This is a genomic window from Geomicrobium sp. JCM 19037, from assembly GCF_000698105.1.
Taxonomy (GTDB): Bacteria; Bacillota; Bacilli; order Bacillales; family Marinococcaceae; genus Geomicrobium_A.
Genome location: NZ_BAWZ01000024.1, coordinates 1 through 16,867 on the forward strand (window position 1 = coordinate 1; position 16,867 = coordinate 16,867).

Below are 16,867 nucleotides of genomic sequence, written 5' to 3' on the forward strand. Positions count from 1 at the left end.
GAGGGCAGGAAAATCGCTTATTTTTCATTCAGTTTTCAGCGGACAATATTATGAATCGTTGAATATAGATGGGCCTGTAGCTCAGCTGGTTAGAGCGCACGCCTGATAAGCGTGAGGTCGGTGGTTCGAGTCCACTCAGGCCCACCATCTATCTAAACAACAACATATGGGGCCTTAGCTCAGCTGGGAGAGCGCTGCTTTGCACGCAGGAGGTCAGCGGTTCGATCCCGCTAGGCTCCACCATACATAATGATTCAAGACAAGCAGATCTGCTTGTCTTTTTTGTGTTGCTTCACTTGCAACAAAGCGGCAAATATATTATATTAAAGTCAAAGATAGTCAAGGTCAGGGGGTGTGGATATGAGCAATAATATATCTGATGTGATTGAGCAATACTTGAAAGCGATCTTAACTGAAGAAGAACGAAATTTAATTGAAATTAAAAGAAGTGAGTTAGCGAAGCACTTTGAATGTGTTCCGTCGCAAATAAATTATGTGATTCGCACACGATTTACGGTTGAAAAAGGCTATATTGTGGAAAGTAAAAGAGGTGGAGGCGGATATATCCGCATCAAAAAGGTCGATCACTCTGATGACTTGGAGCTCATCGATCAGTTACTCCATTTGATTGGCGCTCGCATTGACCAGTCTGCAGCTAACAGTGTCATTTATCGGCTGTATGAGGAGAAAGTCGTGACAAAGCGTGAAGCGGTTTTAATGGAGGCGGTCGTACAGCGAGAAGTGCTCGCATTAACTTCTGCTGTTCATCGTGACACACTAAGGGCGAACGTACTAAAAGCGATGCTAGATCGCTTAAAATATAAAGTCTGACGCCGGGAGGGATGCAGATGCTCTGTCAGCAATGCGAAGAGCGGCGCGCAACGTTAAAATTTACGAAGGTTGTAAACGGGCAAAAGACAGAAAAGCACTTATGTGAGTTTTGTGCTAAAGAAAAAGGAGAAGCGTTGCCGGGAACGAATAGTTACTCTATACACGATCTATTGTCAGGCATGCTGAACCTAGACCCTAGTGAGATTAAAGCGAACTCTTCACTCGGGAGTCTGTCGCAGGTAAAAAAGCAAAAACCAGATCTTGCCTGCCCGAAATGCTCGTTGAAATACAAAGCATTTGTGCAAAATAGCCGCTTTGGTTGTTCTTACTGTTATAAAGCATTCGAAGAAAAGCTCGAACCGATACTAAAACGCGTACATGGTGGCAATCATGTTCATAGAGGAAAAATACCGAAACGTGTAGGAGGTCGACTAGAGCAAGAGCGAAAGATAACAAAGCTACAAGAGAGTATGCAAGGCCATATTCAAAAGGAAGAGTTTGAGCAAGCAGCAATGATTCGCGATGAAATTCGGCAATTGAGATCTGCTGTAGACAAGGGGGACGATGAATAATGTCGCTAGAGCAATTTATTTCAAAGGCGATTAGTCCTTGGATGAAGCAGTCAGGTCCCGAAGATGATATTGTGTTGAGCAGTAGAATTCGCTTAGCTCGAAATTTGGAAGATTATCCTTTTCCTTTTAAATCATCAAACGATGCCGCACAAGCGCTGTATAAACATTTGCACGCACGATTGGCAAACAAGGAGCTTGATGGTGTCGGTCACTTGTCTTGGTTCTCCATGAAGGACTCTTCCGACATTGAAAAGCAAGTACTTGTAGAGAAACATCTAACAAGCCCACAGCTAGCCGAAGGCTCTTCCGAAGCTGCAGTTGTTTTAAGTGAGGATGAATCCATAAGCATTATGGTGAATGAAGAAGACCACTTGCGTATTCAATGTTTATCACCGGGTCTTCAATTGACTCAAGCCTATGAAATGGGAAATGCGATTGATGATTGGATTGAAGCGAATGTTGATTACGCGTTTGATGAGAAAAGGGGATATTTAACGAGCTGCCCAACGAATGTGGGTACTGGCTTGAGGGCATCGGTTATGATGCATTTACCTGGGCTTGTGACGACATCTCAACTCTCGCGCATTATCCCGGCAGTAAATCAGATCGGGCTTGTCGTTCGCGGCATATACGGTGAAGGCAGTGAAGCAAGAGGTAACCTGTTCCAAATTTCAAATCAGATGACACTCGGAAAAACTGAAACAGATATTATTGACGACTTACGAAGCGTTGTCCTTCAGCTTATTGAACGGGAAAGACTGGCCCGTGAGAAGTTGTATGAGTCGAAAAAATTACAGCTAGCAGATCAAGTTTATCGCTCTTATGGTATCCTTGCGAACAGTCGTATCATAGAATCAAAAGAGGCGGGTCAACATTTATCGAATTTACGTTTAGGGATTGATCTTAATCTGATTCAAGGTGTTGACAGCAGTGTATTAAATGATTTGATGATTCTTATTCAACCGGCGTTTTTACAGCAATACGCTCAAAAAGCATTATCAACAGAGCAACGTGACGAGCGAAGGGCATCATTAATTCGAGAACGATTGAAGCTTGAAAACATATAAAGTGGAGGTGGTCGACCATGATGTTTGGCCGTTTTACAGAGAGAGCACAGAAAGTATTAGCTTTAGCACAGGAAGAAGCGGTTCGACTCGGTCATACGAATATCGGAACGGAGCATATTCTTCTCGGTTTGCTACGTGAAGGTGATGGCATTGCAGCAAAGGCGCTTCAAGCGTTAAATCTCGGTTCAGAAAAAGTGCAGACAGAGGTTGAGAACTTGATTGGCGCTGAAGGCAACGGCACGAGCACGCAAGAAACACCACACTACACACCCCGTGCTAAAAAGGTTATTGAACTGTCGATGGATGAAGCGAGGAAACTCGGTCATTCCTATGTAGGTACGGAACACATTCTTCTCGGTCTAATTCGAGAAGGTGAGGGAGTAGCTGCACGTGTATTAAACAACCTAGGTGTTAGTTTAAATAAAGCTCGCCAACAAGTATTACAACTGCTAGGTAGCAATGAATCTTCCAGTAGTGCTGGTGCAGGACAAAGCGGAGGTGCTGCAGGTGGCAACGTAAACACACCTACTTGATAGCCTTGCACGTGATTTGACGAGTGTTGCGAAGGAAGAAAACCTTGATCCTGTTATTGGCCGAGGAAATGAGATTCAACGTGTGATTCAAGTATTGTCCAGACGTACGAAAAACAACCCAGTGCTTATTGGGGAGCCTGGCGTTGGTAAAACAGCTGTAGCAGAAGGTCTTGCACAAGCGATTGTCGCTAATGAAGTTCCAGAGACGTTGCGCGGTAAGCGTGTGATGACATTAGACATGGGAACCGTCGTCGCGGGGACGAAATACCGGGGTGAATTCGAAGATCGTTTGAAAAAAGTTATGGAAGAAATTCGTCAAGCAGGTAATGTGATCTTGTTTATTGATGAACTTCACACGTTAATTGGCGCAGGGGGTGCAGAAGGAGCAATTGATGCCTCAAACATTCTAAAGCCATCGCTTGCAAGAGGGGAGCTTCAGTGCATTGGGGCGACTACTCTCGATGAGTATCGTCGGTACATCGAAAAAGATGCAGCATTAGAGCGACGTTTTCAGCCAATTACTGTTGACGAGCCAACACTTGAAGAGTCAGAGCAAATCTTACTCGGATTAAGAGATCGATACGAGGCGCACCACAGGGTAACGATTACAGATGAGGCCATCTCTGAGGCTGTTAAGATGTCTGATCGTTATATTTCCGATCGGTTCTTGCCAGATAAAGCGATTGATTTAATTGATGAAGCGGCATCAAAAGTCCGTTTGCGTTCATATACGGCTCCACCTAGCTTAAAAGATATGGAACAAAAGCTAGAAGAAACACGTAAAGAGAAAGACGCAGCGGTCCAAAGTCAAGAATTTGAAAAGGCAGCGTCTCTTCGGGATAGTGAGCAGCGCCTTCGTGAGGAATTGGATCAGCTCAAAGATGAGTGGAAAGAAAAGCAAGGGCAAGAAAACACAGAAGTGTCCATGAACGATATTGCTGAAGTAGTGGCGAGTTGGACTGGAATCCCAGTAACAAAACTTGCTGAGGAAGAAACAGAGCGTTTGCTTAAAATGGAAGACATTCTTCATGACCGTGTCGTCGGTCAAGATGAAGCGGTCATTGCCGTCTCTAAAGCCGTTCGCCGTGCAAGGGCAGGTTTGAAAGATCCGAAGCGTCCAATCGGCTCGTTTATTTTCCTAGGTCCTACGGGTGTCGGGAAAACAGAACTAGCACGTGCAGTTGCCGAGACGCTGTTTGGTGACGAAGACGCAGTTCTTCGCGTTGACATGTCGGAGTATATGGAGAAGTACTCGACGAGTCGACTCGTTGGTTCACCTCCAGGCTACGTCGGTTACGACGAGGGTGGACAACTGACTGAAAAGGTCCGCCAAAAGCCGTATTCCGTTATTCTTTTAGATGAGATCGAAAAGGCGCACCCAGATGTGTTCAATATTCTACTGCAAGTGTTAGAAGATGGTCATCTCACTGACTCAAAAGGACGGAAGGTTGATTTTAGAAATACAGCGATTATCATACGTCAAACGTCGGTGCAAGTGCGCTCAAGGAAAATAAATACGTCGGGTTCACGACACAAACCGAAGACGCTAAATACGGTGATATGAAAGATAAGGTCATTGGAGAACTGAAAAAGACGTTCAGACCAGAATTTCTTAACCGTATTGACGAAACGATCGTCTTCCACAGCTTAGAGAAGAAACACATTAAAGAAATTGTTGGGCTAATGGCTACAGAACTGCAAAACCGTTTGGCTGAACAAGAGATTACGTTTGTACTCACCGATGAAGCAAAAGAAAAGATTGCGGATGAAGGTTTGACCCTGAGTACGGTGCACGACCTTTACGTCGTGCCCTACAGAAGCAAGTAGAAGATCGATTATCTGAAGAACTGTTACGTGGAAGAATTAAAAAAGGGGAGACGGCAGTCATTACGTATCGTGATGGGGAGTTTGTCGTTGACCTTAAGGAGCTCAAGAAGCTAAGTAATCATGACTCACGAAAAAGCCGGGTGCTCCCGGCTTTTTTGTAACACAATCATAGAAAAAACGATGTTTTACATAGGGGGAGAATATGGCGAAGACAAAAACGAAATTCGTATGCCAAGAGTGTGGCTACGAATCAATGAAATGGATGGGCCGCTGCCCAGGTTGTCAGAACTGGAATACACTCGTTGAGGAACTGGAAACACCAAAAACGACAAGAGGTTCAGTGAGCACTCGATCAATCGCCTCAGGAACAACAAATGAACCACAAAAGATTACTGAAGTAACAAGAGAAGATGAACCACGGTTGACGACGAAGTTATCTGAACTTAACCGAGTGCTCGGCGGAGGAATTGTTCCTGGATCCTCGTGTTGGTCGGTGGTGACCCGGGTATTGGAAAGTCGACGTTGCTTTTGCAGTTATCGGCGATATTAGCTGCGGATAACAAGAAAGTGTTGTACATATCCGGAGAGGAATCTGTGAAACAGACGAAGATGCGTGCGGAACGTTTGCATGCTCAGGCGAAAGATTTATACGTGTATACAGAAACGGATACGACAAGAATTGATCGCGCAGTGGAGAGCATTCAACCTGAAGTGGTCATTATTGACTCGATTCAGACGATGCAAACGTCAGATATAACATCCGCTCCAGGTAGTGTTGCGCAAGTCCGAGAGTCTACAGGCATTTTTATGAACATGGCTAAATCAAAAGGGATCGCTGTCTTTGTCGTTGGTCACGTGACAAAACAAGGGTCGATTGCCGGACCGAAAATGCTGGAGCACATGGTAGACGCTGTTTTGTATTTTGAAGGAGAGCGGCATCATACGTACCGGATATTACGAGCAGTAAAAAACCGTTTTGGCTCGACGAATGAAATTGGGATCTTTGAAATGAATGAAGAAGGTCTGCGGCAAGTGTTAAACCCTTCAGAAATATTTTTGGAGGAAAGGACAGAAGGAATAGCTGGTGCGACCGTTGTAGCTTCTCTTGAAGGAACGCGCCCCGTACTCGTTGAATTGCAGGCGCTTGTCGCTCCGACGAGTTATGCCAACCCAAGACGAACATCAACCGGCGTTGACCATAACCGTGTTTCTATGCTCATGGCTGTGCTTGAAAAGCGTGTAGGAATGTTGTTACAAAACCAAGATGCGTACATTAATGTTGCGGGTGGTGTGAAGTTGGACGAACCTGCAGTCGACTTAGGAATTGCCGTTAGCATTGCATCAAGTTTTCGGAATGAAGTGACACAACCGACAGATGTGGCCATTGGTGAAGTGGGTTTGACCGGGGAGATAAGAAGGGTATCTAGAATTCAAGAGCGCGTTAAAGAAAGTGCGAAGCTAGGATTTAAACGTTGCATCGTTCCGTCAAAAAATTTGGGCGGTTGGAAAGTGCCAACAGACATTGAGTGTATCGGTGTTCAGACGTTAGAAGAAGCATTGGATGTGATGTTAGGAGAACGTGCGAAAAAGTGGTAATTGAAAAGGGAGAGAGAGCCTCATGAGGGAAGCGAGCCGCAAACACTTTATAGAGAATGTATTTCCGTTTTTAGCGCCAGGCACACCATTACGTGATGGCATTGATAATGTATTACGTGCTGGCTCAGGCGGCTTGGTTGTGATTGGATTTAGTGACGAAGTGAAAGAAGTCGTCGATGGTGGTTTTCAAATTCAAGCTGCCTACTCCCCGTCCCAACTTTATGAACTTGCGAAGATGGATGGGGCAATTATTTTAAGTAAAGATATTCAACAAATTATGTTTGCGAATGTACAACTCATTCCTAATAGTAAAATTAGCTCAAACGAAACTGGGATGCGTCATCGTACAGCAGAGCGGGTAGCAAAGCAAACGAAAGCCCTCGTTATCGCAATTTCTGAGAGGAGAAATGTCATTACACTCTATCAAGGTGAGCACCAGTATACCCTTAAAGATATGAGTGTGATTCTCACGAAGGCGAACCAAGCGATCCAAACGTTAGAAAAGTACAAGGCTGTATTGGATCAGAGTATGACCAATTTAGGGCACTAGAGTTTGAGAGGCTCGTTACTTTTCAAGATGTTTCTCAAGTCATTCATCGTGTGGAAATGGTACTAAGGGTAAAACGAGAATTAATTACGTATGTCCACGAGCTAGGCAATGAAGGTCGTTTGATTACGATGCAATTAAATGAGCTTTTAGCGAACGTTGAGCGAGAGGCGTTGTTACTCTTAAAAGATTACGTTGAACATGAGGGAGTGTCAGCGGCGAAAGCTTTTCATGACTTACAGATCGCTTCTGATCAGCATGCGTTAAATGATGAGTACATTCGCGAATTCCTGAAGCTTAGTGCTGACATTGAACAGCAGCATGTTCTTCACTCTAGAGGGTATCGTCTTATGCACCGTATACCGAGGTTGCCACCGTCGATTATTGAGAATATCATTTCTTATTTTCATACGCTACAGGCGGTTCACGAAGCGAGTCTCGAAGACTTAGAAAGCGTGGATGGTATTGGAGAGGCGAGGGCGAGGCTTGTAAAAGAAGGGCTAAACCGTGTGCAAGAGCAATTGTTTATTGATCGTCATATTTAAACGACCACCAAAGTAGGTAATCCGTTTACACTGAATAGTAATATCCAGTGATTTGGAAGTGAATTTCCTTTTTAATTGAAAGATCATTGAAAAATCACAGATTAAAAGATTAACCCTTTCTATTTCTGTCCATAATGATTACAGGAGGTGACTGAAAATGTTAAAACGTATCGTCCAAGTGTTCTTTGTCATTCTTGGTGGGGCGCTCGGCTTTATCTTTTATCCTGAACTTATATCATTATTATCGGTTGAGATCCCTGGATGGATGGCAAGCGATTATATTGGAGGATTACTTGGCGGGGGATTGTTTTTCGTGCTTTCCCTCTGGTTAGCAGATCCGATTACACGCGCATTGAGCATTGCAGAGGAAGCGATTGTGAAAGCACCGATTACAAACGTGCTTTTTGGAACGATCGGTCTGTTGCTCGGACTCATGGTCGCGTATTTGATTGGAATTCCTTTGGGTGAAATATCCTTTTCGGTCTTTAGTCAAATATTGCCGATCTTTCTCACGGTGCTGTTTGGTTACTTTGGTTATCGTATCGGATCACAAAAGCGAGATGAGCTGATTTCGCTCGTCAGCAATTTTGGGAAAGGATCGAACAAGGACTCCAAACAAGAGTCTAGTAGCGATAAAGGTGTACCGACAAAGATCTTTGATACGAGTGTCATCATTGATGGAAGAATTGCAGATGTATGTCGGACGCGATTTCTGGAAGGGACCGTTGTCATTCCTAAGTTCGTGTTGGACGAACTTCAACACATTGCCGATTCTTCGGATGCGTTGAAAAGAAACCGAGGCCGTAGAGGGCTTGATATTTTGAATCAGATTCAAAAGGAATTACCCGTACAAGTGAAGATTGAAGATATCGATTTTGATGATGTACAAGGTGTTGATAGCAAGCTCGTGAAGCTTGCGCAAAAGACGTCGGGAATTGTTGTGACTAATGATTTCAATTTGAATAAAGTGTGTGATCTTCAAGGTGTACCGGTTCTTAACATTAATGATCTAGCCAATGCAGTAAAGCCCGTCGTGCTTCCAGGAGAAGAGATGCACGTGCAAGTGATTAAGGATGGGAAAGAGGCGAACCAAGGCATCGGTTACCTTGATGATGGAACGATGATTGTAATTGAGGAAGGGCATAAATATATCGGACAGCAAATTGATGTTGTCGTGACGAGTGTATTGCAAACAAGTGCAGGCCGAATGATTTTTGCCAAGCCGAAGCAAATGCATAAAGAGAAAGCTTTATAGTATGGAAATGCCGCGAAGAGCACATATGTACGAGTTGCTTTTCGCGGTATTTCGGTTGTATGATAAAGAATGGCACATGAAATGATTCGGATAGGGGTACACGGGTTATGAACTATTCAGTCGTCGTTCTTGCTGCTGGGCAAGGCAAACGAATGCAAGCGGGTAAGAATAAGCAATTTATTATGCTTGAAGATGACCCGGTGATTATACATACGTTACGCGTATTTGAAAATGATTCATCGTGCGATGAAATGATCGTCGTCGTTAATGAGAATGAAGTGCAGGAAATGAAACAGTTGTTCCAAACATATAAACTGAAAAAGCTCACCGATGTCATTGTTGGTGGGGCGGAGCGCCAAGATAGTGTGTACGAGGGATTGAAGGTGATCGATCAACCTAGCGACCGCGTCGTACTCATTCATGATGGTGCACGTCCTTTCGTTCAAGAACGCGACCTACACCGACTCGTTGATCGTGTAGATGCTGAACACGGAGCGGTATTGGCTGTACAAGTGACTGATACGGTAAAAAAAGTAAACGAAGAGCTCATTCAAGAGACGATCCCGCGGGATGGGTTATGGGCAGTGCAAACCCCGCAGGCGTTTCCTTTTGCATTGATTAAGAATGCACATGCACATGCAAAAGAAGCAAATGTTTATGGAACCGATGATGCGAGCCTCGTGGAGCGTCTAGGTAAGCATGTCCGTATTGTAGAAGGAAGTCGGGAGAACATGAAGCTTACAACCCCATACGACATTAAACTAGCGACAATTTTACTTGAGTTAAGAGCAAAGGAGGCAGGCCAGTGAGAATTGGACAAGGCTTTGATGTACACGCGTTTGCAGAGGACACAGATCTCATCATTGGTGGATTAAAGCTAGAGTATCCGCTAGGTCTGAAAGGTCATTCTGATGCCGATGTGTTGTTGCACGCCATCAGCGACGCGCTTTTAGGTGCGATTGCACAAGGAGATATTGGCAAGCACTTTCCAGATACTGACCCGGCATTTAAAGGTGCTGATTCGTCTGTGCTACTCGAGCATGTGTACGAAATGGTCAAAAATGAAGGACTAGTTTTAGGGAATTTAGATTGTACGATTATCGCAGAAAAGCCAAAAATGGCTCCGTATATTCTGCCGATGAGAGAACGAATTGCTGGACTGTTAGATGCAGAGTTGAACCAAGTGAATGTAAAAGCGACCACTTCAGAAAAATTAGGATTTACGGGCAGACAAGAAGGAATTGCAGCGATGGCGACCGTTCTTCTACAAGCCGAGTAAATCATGATATACTAATGACCAAGGAAAAGGGACGGTGATCGATATGACGGATGTGCGCGTGCGTTTTGCACCAAGTCCGACAGGGCACTTGCATATTGGTGGTGCGAGGCAAGCATTGTTTAACTATCTTTTTGCAAAGCACCATAACGGGAAATTTATTATACGAATTGAAGATACGGACCAAGCACGAAATGTGGAAGCCGCAACCGACAAATTGCTAAATAGCATGAAGTGGCTCGGCGTTGTTTGGGATGAAGGTCCAGACGAAGATGGTGGGTTTGGTCCGTACCGCAGTATGGAGCGGATGGATACGTATGAGAAGTATGTTCAACAACTTCTTGACCAAGACCTCGCGTATTATTGTTACATGACGAGCGAAGAGCTTGAAAAAGAACGTGAGGAGCAGCTCGCCCGTGGGGAGATGCCTAAGTATAGCGGGCGGGATCGGAACCTTACTGCAGATGAGCGGGCCGCTTATGAAGCGAAAGGTATCGAACCTGTTGTTCGTTTTAAAGTACCTGGTAGTGAAACAATACATATTGATGATGCAATCCGGGGTGAAGTTTCTTTTGATACAGATGGTATCGGTGACTTTATTATTGCGAGAACCGATGGTGTTCCGACGTACAACTTCGCAGTGAGCGTGGATGATTATCTTATGAAGATTTCCCACGTTATTCGCGGAGAAGAACACCTATCCAACACGCCACGTCAGGTCATGATCTATCAAGCATTAGGGTTCACATCACCACATTTGCTCACGCACCGCTCATCCTCAACCCAGACCGACAAAAGATGAGTAAACGTGACGAGTCAATCATGCAATTTGTTGAGCAATATCAAGATTACGGATACCTTCCTGAAGCACTCGTGAATTTCCTTGCTTTACTCGGTTGGTCACCCGTTGGCGAGGAAGAAATCTTTACGATGGATAACTTGATTGAGCAGTTTAGCTTGGAGCGGGTATCGAAGGCTCCAGCAGTGTTTGATGAAAGTAAGTTGGCTTGGGTAGGAAATCAGTATATGAAATCAGCGGATGTGGAGCGCGTAACCGAGCTATCCATTCCATTTCTACAAAAAGCGGGTCGGATTTCTGAAAACCTGTCAGCAGATGAGCATGCGTGGGTAACGTCTCTCGTTGGGATTTATCAAGAGCAAATGCACTACGCGGCTGAAATCGTTGAGTTAACGGAACTCTTTTTCAAGGAACACGTAGACTATGAGGGAGAAGCTGCGGAAGTAATTGGTGCTGAGCATGTTCCGCAAGTGATGGAATCTCTTGCACGACAAATTGATCAATTAGATGTATTTGAAGCCGATGAGATCAAAAAAGCAATCAAAGCGGTGCAAAAAGAAACAGGTGCTAAAGGAAAACAACTCTTTATGCCGATTCGTGTAGCTGTCACGGGACAAACGCATGGACCGGAGTTGCCAAAAGCGATTGAGCTAATTGGTAAAGATGCCGTGCTCGCACGTGTAAACAAAGCGGCACAACAATCTTCATAAACTGAACATCGATAAGGATAAGTAGCAATGCAGTCGTCTTTTACAGAGACGGTCGGATAGTGGGAACGACCGATGGACACGCTTTGTGAATGCCCCTTTGAGTCTCGCGTTGAACAAGTTTCAAGTAGGCGCGGGCGGTGAGTAGCCGTTATCTACAAAGAGTCACGCCCGATCAACCTGGCGTATACAGAGTGGAACCGCGCAAAAGCGCTCTGTGCAGAACATGCACAGAGGCGCTTTTTTTAAGCCGTTTCTTTCGTCAGGTAAAGAGAATTTTGCTACAGTATAGCTTAGTCATCTGCAATTAGGGGATACTAAAGACAATACTATGCAAATGAACGGAATGATTGATTTAGGATACACAATACAATGTAAGGTGCATACCATTGGGAGGGAAACTATGTGGCGGACATTCAAAAGTGATATCGATGTTGTCTTTCAACGAGACCCAGCTGCCCGGAGTCGTTTTGAAGTTATCCTCTCGTATTCCGGTGTTCATGCGATATGGGCACACCGCATCGCCCACTGGCTTTGGAAGAAGAAGTTCTATCTATTAGCGCGGGTGCTTTCCCAGCTTAGCCGTTTTATTACCGGCATTGAAATTCATCCAGGGGCGCAAATTGGGCAACGGCTGTTTATTGATCATGGCATGGGCGTTGTCATCGGAGAGACGTGCGAAATCGGCAACGACGTTACGATTTATCAAGGAGTGACCCTTGGGGGTACAGGGAAGGAAAAAGGAAAGCGCCACCCGACAGTAGAGGATCACGTGCTTTTTGCATCGGGAGCTAAAGTGCTCGGTTCAATGACGATTGGAAGAAACTCTAATATTGGTGCAGGTGCTGTCGTTTTGCATGAGGTGCCACGAAACAGTACGGTCGTAGGGATTCCAGGACGTGTTGTCATTCAAGATGGCATCCGTGTGAGTGAGAACCTACACCATCACTTATTGCCCGACCCTGAAAATGATCGGTTCCGGCTACTTGAAAAAGAAGTGGAGCGTCTAAGGCGCGAGCTTAAAGAATGCAAGCAAAGACTGGATGAGGAGTGAGTGATATGGCGATTCATATGTACAATACATTAACGCGCAGAAAAGAAGTTTTTACACCGCTTGAAGAAAACCGTGTAAAGATGTATGTGTGCGGACCAACCGTATATAACTATATTCATATTGGAAATGCGAGGCCGGCGGTTGTTTTTGATATGGTCCGTCGGTATCTCGAATATAAAGGGTATGACGTCGAGTATGTGTCGAACTTCACGGATGTGGACGACAAAATCATTCGGGCAGCACAAGATGCCGGAGAAGATGTGTTCCAACTAGCTGAACGCTTTATTGAAAAATACCATGAAGACACAGAAGCGCTCGGTGTGCGAGAAGCAGATGCCCATCCGCGTGTGACAAACACGATGGATGAAATTATTGAGTTTATTGAAGCGCTCATTGAGAAGGACTATGCGTATGAAGCCGGTGGAGATGTATATTTTCATACGAAAGCATTCCCGGATTATGGGAAGTTATCTGGGCAAGCCGTCGATGAATTGCGCTCAGGCGCTAGAATTGAAGTAGGAGAACAGAAGAAAGACCCCTTTGATTTCGCGCTTTGGAAGAAAGCGAAAGACAAAGAGATTAAATGGGAGAGCCCTTGGAGTGAGGGACGTCCAGGTTGGCACATTGAATGCTCAGCAATGGTGAAGAAATACCTTGGTGACACGATTGACATTCATGCAGGAGGCCAGGATCTCACATTTCCACACCATGAGAATGAAGTGGCTCAGTCGGAAGCGCTAACGGGCAAGCAGATGGCAAACTACTGGTTGCATAACGGATATATCCAAATTGACAACGAAAAGATGTCAAAGTCACTTGGAAACTTTGTACTCGTCAATGAACTCATCGAGCAACATGACCCTAAAGTCGTTCGCTTTTTCATCCTACAAGCGCATTATCGACATCCGTTAAATTTCAACCAAGAGTTGTTGGAATCAGCCGCATCAGGCTTGGGCGCATCCAAACCTTTATCCAAAATGTACAGCATCGAAGAAAAGAAAGTGCCAACCTTGGCGAATCTGAAGTCTGGTTAAATCGTATGGAGAAGTACAAGAAACGTTTCATTGATGAAATGGACGATGATTTTCATACAGCCAATGCGATCACAACGATGTTTGAGTTCGTCAAGGAAGGTAATCGTTACCTTGATGAAGCTAACACGTCCACTAACGTACTCGATGCGATGCTGCAATTGTTTGAGGAGTGGGGCCGTGTGTTAGGTGTGGCGTTCATTCCTGAAGAAGAACTGCTTGATGAAGAAGTGGATACACTTATTCAGCAGAGAAAAGAAGCGCGTGAAAATCGGCAATTTCAAAAAGCAGATGAGATTCGCGATCAGCTAACGGAAAAAGGAATCATCCTCGAAGACACAGCACAAGGTACACGATGGAAAAGGGGCTAACCCTATGCGCGGAACAGACTATAAACAGTTAAACGGTCTAGCTTTGGCATACATTGGCGATGCAGTTTATGAGCTGTATGTACGGTCTTATCTTGTCTACGCTGGGTACGGTCGCCCTAACGATTTACATCGAGCGGCTACCTCTTACGTGAGTGCAAAGGCACAAGCCAGTGTGCTCACGTATTGGCTTGATGAGGGCGTTTTAACGGAAGAAGAGACAGCCATTGCTAAACGAGGTCGTAATGCGAAATCAGGCAGTGTTCCAAAGAACACCGACCCAGGAACCTACCGGTATAGTACAGGGTTTGAAGCGGTGATTGGTTACGTCCATATGAGTGGTGACCAAGAACGTAAAAATCAGTTATTACGAGAAGCAGTCGCAAAGATTGACGAGGGGGAAGACACATGAATGATGAAGAGTGGCTCGCGGGGAGAAATGCTGTAATAGAGGGACTGCGTTCCTCGCAATCGATACAGAAGATTTGGGTAGCAGATGGAGTGAAAAAAGCATCCATCCAAGAGACGATCACACGAGCAAAAGAGCAAAATATCGTCATTCAAACCGTGCCTAAAAAGAAGCTTGATGCACTCATTGGTCATCAAAACCATCAAGGAATTATCGCCTCGATCGCCGCACATGCGTATGCAGATATCGAGACGTTATTTTCTGCTGCTAGTAATCGTGGACAAGCCCCGTTCTTCATTCTTTGTGACGGCATTGAAGACCCACAAAACCTAGGTTCAATTTTACGAACCGCAGATGCAGCTGGCGCCCATGGCGTTATCATCCCGAAGCGGGGGGCGAGCGGTCTAACCTCGATCGTAGCAAAAGCTTCTGCCGGTGCCATTTCCCACGTTCCGGTCGTTAAGGTTACAAATATGGCGCGAACAATGAAAGAGCTCAAAGACCGCGGGCTTTGGATTGTGGGTAGTGACGCCTCTGGACAAGGAGATTACCGGGAGCTAGATGCGAGCATGGCCATTGGTCTTGTCATTGGTAGCGAAGGTAAGGGGATGAGCCGTCTCGTGAAAGAATCGTGTGATTTTCTTTATCAAATTCCGTTGCACGGTCATGTGACATCCTTAAACGCTGCAGTAGCGGGTAGTCTGTTTATGTTTGAAGTGCAGCGAAAACGCTACCCGTTAGGAAGGTAATTCCATGAAAGAGTATGTTGTTGTGGACGGATATAACATCATTGGCGACTGGCCAGAACTCGTGGAACGAAAAAAACATTCCCTCGTAGACGCAAGAGATATGCTTATTGAGCAAATGGCAGAATACCAGGCGATTACAGGTCGTACTGTTGTCATCGTATTCGATGCCCACCTTGTCAGAGGGATTGGTGCTAAAGAGAAGCAATTCCGAGTTGAAGTCATCTATACAAAAGAAAAGGAAACTGCAGACGAGCGAATTGAGAAGCTCGTCAAAAAGTTAAAGAATGTGAACACGCAAGTATATGTGGCAACTTCTGATTACCTCGAACAACGTGTCATTTTTGGTAGTGGTGCTCTTCGAACCTCCGCTCGGGAGCTAAGAAACCAGCTTGTTGATGTCGAAAAAAGCATTAGGCAGACAGTAAAAGATGTCGAGCGTGAGCCAAACCAAGGAAAAATTGCGCTTAGTGAGGAAGTTGCTGAATTCTTTGACAAATGGCGTCGAAAAGGGCAATGACTTATTGATTCTCGTTCTTGACTACTATATACTTAGTTACTATACACCGAAGTCGAGGGCGAGGGATTGTCATGAACGCACACGTCTTAGAGAAGAGTCAGCCATTTGTCGAAAACACTGAAAGAAACTTTGCTACCGAAGATGAAAGACTAGTAGAAGCTGTTCGTTATGGGAACTCCGCTGCTTTGGAACAACTCATTCACAAGTACAAGAACTTTGTCCGCGCGAAAGCGAGATCGTACTTTCTGATCGGGGCAGATCATGAAGATATTGTCCAAGAAGGTATGATTGGTTTGTACAAAGCGATTCGCGATTTTAACGGGGACAAGCTTTCTTCGTTCAGAGCGTTTGCGGAGTTGTGTATCACTCGTCAGATAATTACGGCTATTAAGACAGCGACGCGCCAAAAGCACATTCCATTAAACTCCTATGTTTCATTGGACAAGCCTATGTATGATGAGGAGTCCGACCGTACTCTTATGGATGTAGTTTGTAGCTCGCTCATTAGTAACCCTGAAGAAATGTTAATTAATCAAGAGGAACTCACAGACATTGAAGGGAAAATTAATGAAGTGCTTAGTGATTTAGAACAACAGGTACTTCGCCTTTATTTAGACGGACAATCGTACCAAGAGATATCCGCAGATTTAAATCGACACGTCAAGTCAATCGACAATGCATTGCAACGTGTAAAGAGAAAGTTAGAACGGTATATCGAAATGAGAAACGTGCCGGGTTAATATTCGCGCAATTTGAAATAGCAGAATCTTCATTTGCTTTATTGTTAGGCGAGATGTAGAGGGGGTGGTCCGTCACGCGCCCCCTCATATTGACATGAATGGGCAATTATGATATTCTGCACTCTGTATAGTAGATAACTTGTCTGGTCTATAATGAATGTATACATGATCACAACAACAACCACCGTGAATGCGGTTGTTTTTTTATGTTTAACGAAATAAATCGACGACCTATGGGGGTGTCTTGCAAGTGACGAATCCTGTTCAATTTCTAAAAGAAGTCGGAAAACAAATGAAACAAGTAACGTGGCCGACACCAAGCGAGCTTTATAAATATACGAAAATTGTATTGATTACAGTTATTTTCATGTCGATCTTCTTTGCAGTTGTGGATTACGGCTTTTCAGAACTTGTACGGTTGTTCTTGTAGTTGACATGATTATG

Annotated in this window: 12 protein-coding genes, 2 tRNA genes and 5 pseudogenes; all 19 read left to right on the forward strand. The window is 44.7% G+C overall.

Annotation, left to right across the window (positions count from 1 at the left end; all coding sequences use genetic code 11):
* Positions 1-70 precede the first annotated feature (70 nt).
* Positions 71-147: transfer RNA gene (locus tag JCM19037_RS13705), tRNA-Ile, on the forward strand.
* A 21-nt stretch (positions 148-168) separates the two neighbouring features.
* Positions 169-243: transfer RNA gene (locus JCM19037_RS13710), tRNA-Ala, on the forward strand.
* Positions 244-360: 117 nt separating this feature from the next.
* Complete coding sequence (locus JCM19037_RS13715; RefSeq protein ID WP_042402052.1) at positions 361-831, forward strand: CtsR family transcriptional regulator; 471 nt, start codon at positions 361-363, stop codon at positions 829-831.
* 17 nt (positions 832-848) lie between these two features.
* Positions 849-1,403 carry a UvrB/UvrC motif-containing protein gene (locus tag JCM19037_RS13720; RefSeq protein ID WP_042402055.1) on the forward strand — a complete coding sequence of 185 codons (555 nt, stop codon included), beginning with the start codon at positions 849-851 and terminating at the stop codon, positions 1,401-1,403.
* Positions 1,403-2,470: a protein arginine kinase gene (locus JCM19037_RS13725; protein WP_042402057.1), complete on the forward strand. Its 1,068-nt coding sequence runs from the start codon at positions 1,403-1,405 to the stop codon at positions 2,468-2,470. The genes JCM19037_RS13720 and JCM19037_RS13725 overlap by 1 nt, the downstream gene beginning before the upstream one ends.
* A 17-nt stretch (positions 2,471-2,487) precedes the next feature.
* A pseudogene (gene clpC, locus JCM19037_RS13730) lies at positions 2,488-4,991 on the forward strand (ATP-dependent protease ATP-binding subunit ClpC).
* Between the two features lie 41 nt (positions 4,992-5,032).
* Positions 5,033-6,426: pseudogene (radA, locus tag JCM19037_RS13735) on the forward strand (DNA repair protein RadA).
* A 22-nt stretch (positions 6,427-6,448) separates the two neighbouring features.
* Positions 6,449-7,518, forward strand: a pseudogene (gene disA / locus JCM19037_RS13740) (DNA integrity scanning diadenylate cyclase DisA).
* 157 nt (positions 7,519-7,675) lie between these two features.
* Positions 7,676-8,773: a PIN/TRAM domain-containing protein gene (locus JCM19037_RS13745; protein WP_042402060.1), complete on the forward strand. Its 1,098-nt coding sequence runs from the start codon at positions 7,676-7,678 to the stop codon at positions 8,771-8,773.
* 107 nt (positions 8,774-8,880) lie between these two features.
* Positions 8,881-9,582: a 2-C-methyl-D-erythritol 4-phosphate cytidylyltransferase gene (ispD, locus tag JCM19037_RS13750; protein WP_042402063.1), complete on the forward strand. Its 702-nt coding sequence runs from the start codon at positions 8,881-8,883 to the stop codon at positions 9,580-9,582.
* Positions 9,579-10,052, forward strand: a complete 474-nt coding sequence (gene ispF / locus JCM19037_RS13755) for a 2-C-methyl-D-erythritol 2,4-cyclodiphosphate synthase (protein ID WP_042402068.1) — start codon at positions 9,579-9,581, stop codon at positions 10,050-10,052. The genes ispD and ispF overlap by 4 nt, the downstream gene beginning before the upstream one ends.
* 43 nt (positions 10,053-10,095) lie before the next feature.
* Positions 10,096-11,558 (forward strand): annotated as a pseudogene (gltX, locus tag JCM19037_RS13760) (glutamate--tRNA ligase).
* A 400-nt stretch (positions 11,559-11,958) separates the two neighbouring features.
* Complete coding sequence (gene cysE / locus JCM19037_RS13765) at positions 11,959-12,609, forward strand: serine O-acetyltransferase (RefSeq protein ID WP_042402071.1); 651 nt, start codon at positions 11,959-11,961, stop codon at positions 12,607-12,609.
* 5 nt (positions 12,610-12,614) lie between these two features.
* Positions 12,615-14,011, forward strand: a pseudogene (cysS, locus tag JCM19037_RS13770) (cysteine--tRNA ligase).
* Between the two features lie 4 nt (positions 14,012-14,015).
* On the forward strand, positions 14,016-14,420 hold the full coding sequence (locus tag JCM19037_RS13775) for a Mini-ribonuclease 3 (protein WP_042402074.1): 405 nt from the start codon (positions 14,016-14,018) through the stop codon (positions 14,418-14,420).
* On the forward strand, positions 14,417-15,166 hold the full coding sequence (gene rlmB, locus JCM19037_RS13780) for a 23S rRNA (guanosine(2251)-2'-O)-methyltransferase RlmB (RefSeq protein ID WP_042402077.1): 750 nt from the start codon (positions 14,417-14,419) through the stop codon (positions 15,164-15,166). The genes JCM19037_RS13775 and rlmB overlap by 4 nt, the downstream gene beginning before the upstream one ends.
* Positions 15,167-15,170: 4 nt before the next feature.
* On the forward strand, positions 15,171-15,683 hold the full coding sequence (locus JCM19037_RS13785; RefSeq protein WP_042402079.1) for an NYN domain-containing protein: 513 nt from the start codon (positions 15,171-15,173) through the stop codon (positions 15,681-15,683).
* A gap of 71 nt (positions 15,684-15,754) precedes the next feature.
* Positions 15,755-16,423, forward strand: a complete 669-nt coding sequence (sigH, locus tag JCM19037_RS13790; protein ID WP_042402081.1) for an RNA polymerase sporulation sigma factor SigH — start codon at positions 15,755-15,757, stop codon at positions 16,421-16,423.
* 250 nt (positions 16,424-16,673) lie between these two features.
* A complete protein-coding gene (gene secE / locus JCM19037_RS13795; protein WP_042402084.1) occupies positions 16,674-16,853 on the forward strand; it encodes a preprotein translocase subunit SecE in 180 nt (59 codons plus the stop codon).
* The last annotated feature ends 14 nt before the right edge of the window (positions 16,854-16,867 follow it).

What these genes read in the sequence shown, in the direction of transcription:
- rlmB (WP_042402077.1), top strand. Translation starts at nt 14,417, where the DNA reads ATGAATGATGAAGAGTGGCTCGCGGGGAGAAATGCTGTAATAGAGGGA.
- JCM19037_RS13715 (WP_042402052.1), top strand. Translation starts at nt 361, where the DNA reads ATGAGCAATAATATATCTGATGTGATTGAGCAATACTTGAAAGCGATC.
- JCM19037_RS13725 (WP_042402057.1), top strand. Translation starts at nt 1,403, where the DNA reads ATGTCGCTAGAGCAATTTATTTCAAAGGCGATTAGTCCTTGGATGAAG.
- JCM19037_RS13775 (WP_042402074.1), top strand. Translation starts at nt 14,016, where the DNA reads ATGCGCGGAACAGACTATAAACAGTTAAACGGTCTAGCTTTGGCATAC.
- JCM19037_RS13745 (WP_042402060.1), top strand. Translation starts at nt 7,676, where the DNA reads ATGTTAAAACGTATCGTCCAAGTGTTCTTTGTCATTCTTGGTGGGGCG.
- JCM19037_RS13720 (WP_042402055.1), top strand. Translation starts at nt 849, where the DNA reads ATGCTCTGTCAGCAATGCGAAGAGCGGCGCGCAACGTTAAAATTTACG.
- sigH (WP_042402081.1), top strand. Translation starts at nt 15,755, where the DNA reads ATGAACGCACACGTCTTAGAGAAGAGTCAGCCATTTGTCGAAAACACT.
- cysE (WP_042402071.1), top strand. Translation starts at nt 11,959, where the DNA reads ATGTGGCGGACATTCAAAAGTGATATCGATGTTGTCTTTCAACGAGAC.
- JCM19037_RS13785 (WP_042402079.1), top strand. Translation starts at nt 15,171, where the DNA reads ATGAAAGAGTATGTTGTTGTGGACGGATATAACATCATTGGCGACTGG.
- ispD (WP_042402063.1), top strand. Translation starts at nt 8,881, where the DNA reads ATGAACTATTCAGTCGTCGTTCTTGCTGCTGGGCAAGGCAAACGAATG.